Origin of the sequence: Nocardiopsis sp. MG754419 (assembly GCF_018207095.1) — a bacterium.
In the GTDB taxonomy this organism is placed as follows: domain Bacteria; phylum Actinomycetota; class Actinomycetes; order Streptosporangiales; family Streptosporangiaceae; genus Nocardiopsis.
This window is the reverse complement of sequence record NZ_QOCZ01000215.1, coordinates 1-7,193: the sequence shown is the minus strand read 5'-3', so window position 1 is coordinate 7,193 and position 7,193 is coordinate 1. Positions and strand designations below refer to the sequence as shown.

The 7,193-nt window shown below is 71.9% G+C and carries 5 protein-coding genes, 1 other RNA gene and 1 pseudogene; 5 read left to right on the top strand and 2 right to left on the bottom strand.

All coding sequences use genetic code 11. The features are described from left to right. Window positions 1-347 precede the first annotated feature (347 nt). The 5 genes from DSY14_RS26015 to DSY14_RS25995 all read left to right on the top strand — a co-directional run bounded on the left by DSY14_RS26015 (window position 348) and on the right by DSY14_RS25995 (window position 3,736). Window positions 348-1,220, top strand: coding sequence for a Nif3-like dinuclear metal center hexameric protein (locus DSY14_RS26015; protein WP_211719252.1), 873 nt, complete (start codon window positions 348-350; stop codon window positions 1,218-1,220). An 81-nt stretch (window positions 1,221-1,301) separates the two neighbouring features. Further along, the gene (locus DSY14_RS26010) at window positions 1,302-2,063 is read left to right on the top strand and encodes a zinc ribbon domain-containing protein (RefSeq protein ID WP_211719251.1); all 762 of its coding nucleotides are present in this window, start codon (window positions 1,302-1,304) and stop codon (window positions 2,061-2,063) included. Then, window positions 2,060-2,707: a histidine phosphatase family protein gene (locus DSY14_RS26005; RefSeq protein WP_211719250.1), complete on the top strand. Its 648-nt coding sequence runs from the start codon at window positions 2,060-2,062 to the stop codon at window positions 2,705-2,707. The genes DSY14_RS26010 and DSY14_RS26005 overlap by 4 nt, the downstream gene beginning before the upstream one ends. A gap of 11 nt (window positions 2,708-2,718) precedes the next feature. After that, an RNA gene (rnpB, locus tag DSY14_RS26000) (RNase P RNA component class A) lies at window positions 2,719-3,104 on the top strand. 482 nt (window positions 3,105-3,586) lie between these two features. Then, on the top strand, window positions 3,587-3,736 hold the full coding sequence (locus DSY14_RS25995; RefSeq protein WP_211719249.1) for a hypothetical protein: 150 nt from the start codon (window positions 3,587-3,589) through the stop codon (window positions 3,734-3,736). Here the strand turns inward: DSY14_RS25995 and DSY14_RS25990 are convergent. Beyond that, window positions 3,685-6,030: a bifunctional SulP family inorganic anion transporter/carbonic anhydrase gene (locus DSY14_RS25990; protein ID WP_211719248.1), complete on the bottom strand. Its 2,346-nt coding sequence runs from the start codon at window positions 6,028-6,030 to the stop codon at window positions 3,685-3,687. The two genes, DSY14_RS25995 and DSY14_RS25990, sit on opposite strands and share 52 nt — an antisense overlap. 354 nt (window positions 6,031-6,384) lie before the next feature. Beyond that, window positions 6,385-7,193, bottom strand: a pseudogene (locus DSY14_RS25985) (hypothetical protein); the annotation flags it as partial.

The window sequence follows — 7,193 nt, the reverse complement described above, 5'->3', positions numbered from 1 at the left end:
GGGCCCCGCCCGCCCCTCGGCGACCTCTCTTCTTCGGCACTGCGTCCGCGGCGCCCACCGGTACACGGTCACCCTCCATTCGTCCGCGCAGGAGGTGTGCCACCGGGTGTACGGGTCCCTGCCCCGATCCCGTCGTCCCACCGGACGACGCACGCTGTCGGCTCCGACCCGGCGCCGACACCGTCGACCCGGTCCGCCGGCACTCCGCGGTCCTGCTCGCCCCCCGGGCGCCGCGGGCGCCCGGGAGGCGCCGCCCGAGGTCGCCGAGCGTCTCCACGTCCCCGGCTCCCGGTCCGACATCCCAGGCGTGTGCGCGTACGTGGTCGGTCCTTGAGAGCGTTAGTCTCGTGGCCGTGAGCACCTCCACCGCGCAGCCGACCACCCTGTCCGACGTCGTCACCGCCTTCGAGGAGATCTACCCGCCCTCCTGGGCGGCCTCCTGGGACGCGGTCGGCCTGGTCTGTGGGGATCCCGCGCAGTCGGTGGACCGGATCCTGTTCGCGGTCGACCCCGTGGACGCCGTCGTCGACGAGGCCCTCACCCGGGGCGTCGACCTCATCATCACCCATCACCCGCTGATGCTGCGCGGGGTCACCAGCGTGGCCGCCGACACCCCCAAGGGGCGGATCGTGCACCGGCTCATCCGCTCGGGTGTGGCCCTGTACACCGCGCACACCAACGCCGACACCGCCGCGCCGGGCGTCTCCGACGCCCTCGCCCGCGCGGTCGGGGTCACCGGACCACTGCGTCCACTGGACCCCGACACCACCGACCCCGAGGGGCGGCGCGGCATCGGCCGTATCGGTGAACTCCCCGCCCCGCTCGTGCTGCGCGACTTCGCCGACCAGGTCGCCCGGGAGCTGCCCGCCACCGCCGCGGGCATCCGCGTCGCCGGTGACCTGGACCGTCTCGTCACCACCGTGGCGGTCTCCGGGGGTGCCGGCGACTCCCTGCTGGGAGCGGCCCGCGCCGCCGGGGTCGACGCCTACGTCACCTCCGACCTGCGTCACCACCCGGCGTCGGAGTTCGTGGAACAGGCCGGCGGCCCCGCGCTGATCGACACCGCGCACTTCGCGAGCGAGTGGCCGTGGCTGGCCGACGGTGCGCGGCACCTGGACGACGCGCTCGGGCGCGCGGGCGGCCCGAATGGGGCTAACGTGGAGATCCACGTGTCGACCACCGTGACGGACGCCTGGTCACAGACCTTCCGTCACGTGTAGGACCCACGACGCCGATCACAACTGCACAGGGCGCGGGCGGCCCTCCCCGGCCTCCCAACCGCGATTTTCAGGAGACCCCAAGTGAAAGCCGAACCCGCCGCGCAGGCCAGACTCCTCGACCTCCAGGAGCTCGACACCGAACTCCAGCGCCTGGACCACCGTCTCCACACGCTGCCGCAGATCGCCGAGGCCGTCGCGCTCAAGCAGCGCGCCGACGCGCTGGAGGCCGAACTCATCGCCGCGCAGACCAGGACCTCCGACGTCGAGCGCCACCAGCGCAAGGCCGAGAGCGACGTCGACCAGGTGCGCACCCGCGCCGAACGCGACGGCAAGCGCCTGGAGTCGGGCGTGATCACCAACGCCAAGGACCTGCAGAACCTCCAGTCGGAGATCGAGTCGCTCGGGCGTCGCCAGGCCGAGCTGGAGGAGATCGTCCTGGAGGTCATGGAGGAGGCCGAGTCGGTGAACACCGAGGTCACCCGTCTCGGCCAGGAGCGCGAGGCCGCGGTCGCCGAGTACACGACGGTCGTGGCCAGCCGTGACACCGCCGCCGCGGAGATCCAGTGGGACCGCACTCGTCTCACCCAGGACCGCGAGCGGGTGGCCGCCGACATCCCCGGCGAACTCCTCAAGCTCTACGACAAGCTGCGGGCCCAGTACGACGGCGTGGCCGCCGCGCCGCTGCGCTACGGCCGCTGCAACGGCTGCAAGCTGGCGCTGAGCACCGTCGAGCTCAACGAGATCCGCGCGACCGCCGCCGACGAGGTGGTGCGCTGCGAGGACTGCCGCCGCATCCTGGTGCGCACCGAGGAGTCGGGTCTGAACGTCCCCGCCGCCGAATGAGCGGTGGCTGGGGCGCGCCCGACACCGAGCCGACCCGGTTGCACCTGCTCAGGCACGGCCGGACACCGCTGTCGGTCGAGCGACGGTTCGCCGGCCGCGGTGACATCCCCCTCACCGAGAGCGGTCACGACCAGGCCCGGGCGGCCGCGCACCGGTTGGCCGACACCGGCATCGAGGTGATCGTGTCGTCCCCGCTGCTGCGTACCCGGCAGACCGCCGGGTACGCGGCCGATCTCCTCGGCCTTCCGGTGGAGGAGGACGAGGGGTTCGTGGAGACCGACTTCGGGGTCTGGGAGGGGCTGACCTTCGCCGAGGCCCGCGAGCGCGACCCCGGGCACGTCGAACGTTGGCTGGCGGACCCCGACACGGGTCCGCCCGGGGGCGAGAGCTTCGCGGCGGTGGCCCTCCGCGTCGGCGCGGCCCGCGACGCCCTGCTGAAGCGCCATCGGGGCCGTCGGGTGCTGGTGGTCGGTCACGTCACCCCGATCAAGATCTGCGTCCAACAGGCGATGCTCGCCCCCATCGAGGCGCTGTACCGGATGCATCTGGACACGGCGTGCCTGACCGAGGTGGATTGTTACGCGGACGGCCCGCAGGTGGTGCGTTCCCTCAACGACACCGCCCATCTGAAGGGGCTAGACTGACGTTCAGAGGGGGAGTCGGCCAGACGGTCGCGGACCCGCGCACGACGCGGGTTCGAGGAAAGTCCGGACTCCACAGGGCAGGGTGGTCGGTAACACCGACCCGGGGCGACCCGCGGGACAGTGCCACAGAAAACAGACCGCCACCGCTCGCGGTGGTAAGGGTGAAACGGTGGTGTAAGAGACCACCAGCGGCCGGAGTGATCCGGTCGGCTGGGTAAACCCCACCCGGAGCAAGGTCAAAAAGGGAACCTTCGGGTTCCCGCGCGGATGTTCGAGGGCGGCCCGCCCGAGTCCGCGGGTAGACCGCACCGAGGTCGCCGGTAACGGTGGCCCCAGATGGATGACCGTCCGGTCCGTCAGGACCCGACAGAATCCGGCTTACCGGCCGACTCCCTCCTCTTCCACGTCGACCCGTGCCCCAGCGCCGAGAGCCGACCGTGCCGGTGCTCCGCGCGTACCGGTGAGTCGACGCCACCGGCCGCCGTTCCCGCGCTCGGAGACCAGGTGTCGGCGGACGGCGATGGCCCCGGTGAGCGCATCGAGTACCCACGGACCGGCATCGCCTCGGCTCACGCCGAGGTCGGAAGTGGGGGCAGCGCCGCCCCGTGAGACGGCGCCCGCTCCGGTGCGTCACGCACCGGCCCACCACCCGACGGGGCCGGTGGCGCACGGCCACCCGACACCTCCGGTTCACCCTGTGACGCGTGATGCCGGTCGTGATGCGAGGGATACGGCGATACCGCCCGGTGGTGATGGTCCGAACACCTATGGCGACGGTAGATTGGCCCATGCGCTCCGGTCCCCGGAGTGCGAACGCCCGCGGGTCTGACCGGGGTCAGGGGCCCGACGGGCATCCGCGTTCACTGGAATGGGTGACTCTTGTTCGACTCCACCGCCGTCTGGGTGATCCTCTTCGGTCTGCCGATCCTGGCGATCGTCGCGATCATCCTGCTCGCGATGTACCAGGCATCAGGCGTTCAGGAGGATGGGCGGGACGACACCCCCGACGACGACTCGGCCTCCGGCTGACGTTGTGACGGGACCGGTTCGGGTACGTCCTGCACACCCTGCACCGGTGTGAACTCCCCGCTCTCGGCGTCGAGAAGGTGGACCCTGGCGGTCTCCAGGTCGTAGTACATGCCGGACAGCGTCAGCTCGCCCGACTCCACCTTCTCGCGCACCGCAGGGTAGCCCCGGAGGTTGCCGAGCTGTTCCACGATGTTGGCCTGGGCCAGACGGCGCAGCGCCTCGGCGGAGGGCAGCCCGGACAGGTCCCCCTGATCGGCGCGGGCCCGGTGCAGGCTCCCCTCACCCCGGGCCAACCACCGGCGGATGTGGGTGGTCTCCATCGCCTCGGGCTCCTGGTGGGTCTTGTCCAGCAGGGCCTGCATCGCACCGCAGTGCGAGTGCCCGCAGACCACGATGGAGGGCACCCCCAGCACGTTGACCGCGTACTCCACCGCCGCGCCCACGGAACCGTCGGGGTCGTCGTGGGCGGGCACCAGGTTGCCGACGTTGCGCAGAGTGAACAGGTCACCGGGGCCGCTGGCGGTGATGAGGTTGGGCACCACCCGGGAGTCGGCGCAGGTGATGAACAGCGCGGTCGGATGCTGCCCGAGCGCCAACCGACTCATGACCGAACGCATCCGGTCGGCCGTGCCGGCGTGGTACTCACGGGCGCCGGCGGTGAGCATGCCCAGCGCGTTGACCTCCTCCTTGGCCCGGCTGCGGACCCGCATGTTCCAGGGGGCCCACCAACGGCCCCGGGGGACGGTCTTGGCGGCCGGCGCCGACCGGGTGGAGCTGCGGGCGTACCACTTCTCGTGGACCTCGTCGATGTCGACGCTGCCGCCGGTGCGTTCGTGGTCGACCCGCCAGGCATGGATGGCCTCGAAGGCCGCGTGGTCCATGAAGTCCACGTGCAGGTCCAGGTCGACGCGCGCCCCCTCGGGGACGGTGCGCAGCACGTGCGCCAGGCGCGGGACCCCCAGGAAGGTGAGGGAACCGTCCACGGTGATGTGCACGCGGCCCTCGCGCTCCTCGGTGATCACGGTGAGCTTGGTCAGTCGGCGCAGGGAGACGATCATGGCCAACGCGAAGCCGATGAACACCCCCTCCAGCAGACCCAGGAACACCACACCGGACAGGGTCACCAGGTACACGCTGGCCTCGTGGTGGCGGCGCAGGTCGCGCAGGTGGGCCAGGGACACCATCTGCACACCGATGAACACCAGCAGCGCGGCCAGTGCCGGCATCGGGATGAGCTCGACCACGTGCGCGAAGAACGCGACGAAGAGCAGGATCCACACACCGTGCAGGATCGTGGAGAGCGGGCTCCGGGCGCCGGCGCGCACGTTGGCCGTGCTGCGCACGATCACTCCGGCGACGGGCAGCCCGCCGAGAGCACCACTGACGGTGTTGGCGGCGCCCTGGCCGCACAGCTCACGGTTGAGCTGGACCCGGCGGCCGCTGTGCAGGCGGTCCACGGCGATCGCCGCGAGCAGTGACTCCACGCTGGCCACCATGGCCACGGCGGCCACGGCGAAGGCGATGCCGTGCCACTGCCCGGACTCGGGCAGGGCGGGCCCGTTCCACGCCTCGGACAGGGACGCGGGCAGGGCGACCGTCTCGACCTCCCACCGGCCCACCGTGGCGATGACGGTGGCGGTGCCGACCGCGACCAGTGCGGCGGGGATCAGGCCGGGGCGCACCTTGCCGATGGCCGGCAACCGGTTCCAGCCGAACATGATGGCGATGGTGATGACGCCGACGGCGACCGCGGCGGTGTGGTTGTGCGCGATCTGTTGGGGCAGGTCGGCGATGTTGGCCAGGGCCGAACTCTGGGGAGCGCCGCCCAGGACCACGTGCAGCTGGGCCAGGGCGATGGTCACGCCCACCCCGGCGAGCATGCCGTGGACGACGGCGGGGGAGACGGCCAGAGCGGCCCGGGCGATGCGGAAGGCCCCCAGGGCCAGTTGGACCAGGCCGGCCAGCAGGGTGATCAGACAGGTCACCCGCCAGCCGTAGGTCATGATGAGGTCGGCGACGATGATGGTCAGACCCGCGGCCGGGCCGCTGACCTGGACCACCGATCCGCCGACCAGTCCGGCGACGATCCCACCGACGACGGCGGCGATGATGCCGGCGATGAGGGGGGCGCCGGAGGCGACGGCGATCCCCAGGGACAGGGGGACGGCGACCAGGAAGACCACGAGGGAGGCGCCGACGTCGGCGGCGATGCCCTTGCGATCCGTGTGGGTCCCGGTCCGGGGGGAGGCGTCTCCCGGCGGTCCGGGTGGTGCTCCCTGGGCGTCGTTGCGCATGGTTACTCCGTTCGGGTTGGACCAAGCAGGTGGGCGCGCCCGCGCACAGGGACGGCGACATCGGTCGACGGGGATGCGCGGCGGCGCGCGAGACAACGGCGGCACCTCGAAGGGTGCATGTTCTATCACTAACTGTAGTCACTATTCGTGACGCTGTGTGACGTACTGTTGTGGTCTTGGTAACCATTTTCTCGGCTTCACACGCCGGGTGCGGTAAACCGGACAAAACGAAAACCGAGGTGGCGGGGGGTTTCCCGCCACCTCGGTGGTGTGAAGCGATGGACGCGTCGTCGTGCCGACCAGCCGACGGTCGGGGTCACTCTTGGTCCCGTACCGTCGGTACCGGGAGTGACGTCAGTGGAAGCGGCCGTCCTCGTAGCCGCCCTCGTAGTACTCCTGGCCGTAACCGGACGGGGGCTCCTCGCCGTAGGGTCCCGGGCCGGGCCGGGGAGCGGGGCGGCCATGGCGTGGCCTGCCGCCCTGCTGGTCACCGCCCGGACGCCAGTCCTCCACCGGGGGATAGCCGTAGTCCGGGGTCGGGAAGTCGCCGCCCAGCATGTCCGAGTACCCACCTGCGCCCCCCGGGGCGCCGGAGCCGTTCGGGACTCCGGGGCCGTTCGGCCCCGGTCCCTGCCGGTCGCCCGGGCCCAACGGTCGTCCGAAGGGATCGGTGGGCTGGGGAGGCCGCTCGCCGTAGGACTCACCGTAGGCAAGCCCACCCCCGAACCGTCCTGCCGGGTAGGCACCGGTTCCGTACCCGAGGTCGCCGGGGTATCCGCCGGTCGGCTGCGCAGGCAGTCCCGGGCCGCCCTGCGGGTGCGGGGGCTGCTGCGGAGCACCATGGCCGGAGTCCTCGAACCGCTCCCACAGCGGGGCGTTGCCGCCGGGGGGCAGGCCCGGGCCGCCCGGACCGAGGGGGCCACCCGGACCCTGGGGCCCACCGGGCACACCCGTCGGGCCGTTCGGCACACCGGGGCCACCGGGCACACCGAGCGCCCCCGTGGCACCGGGGGTGTCGAATCGTCCGGTGTCGCCCGGACCGTTCGGCATGCCCTGATCGGGGCGTGTGTGGGCTCCGGTGTCGTAGGGGCTGCGCTGGTGGGTGCCGGTGTCGTACTCGGGGCGTGTGTGGGCTCCCGTGTCGTAGGGGCTGCGCTGGTGGG

Coding starts and splice junctions, on each gene's coding strand:
- DSY14_RS26005 (WP_211719250.1), top strand. CDS start 2,060: ATGAGCGGTGGCTGGGGCGCGCCCGACACCGAGCCGACCCGGTTGCAC.
- DSY14_RS25990 (WP_211719248.1), bottom strand. CDS start 6,030: ATGCGCAACGACGCCCAGGGAGCACCACCCGGACCGCCGGGAGACGCC.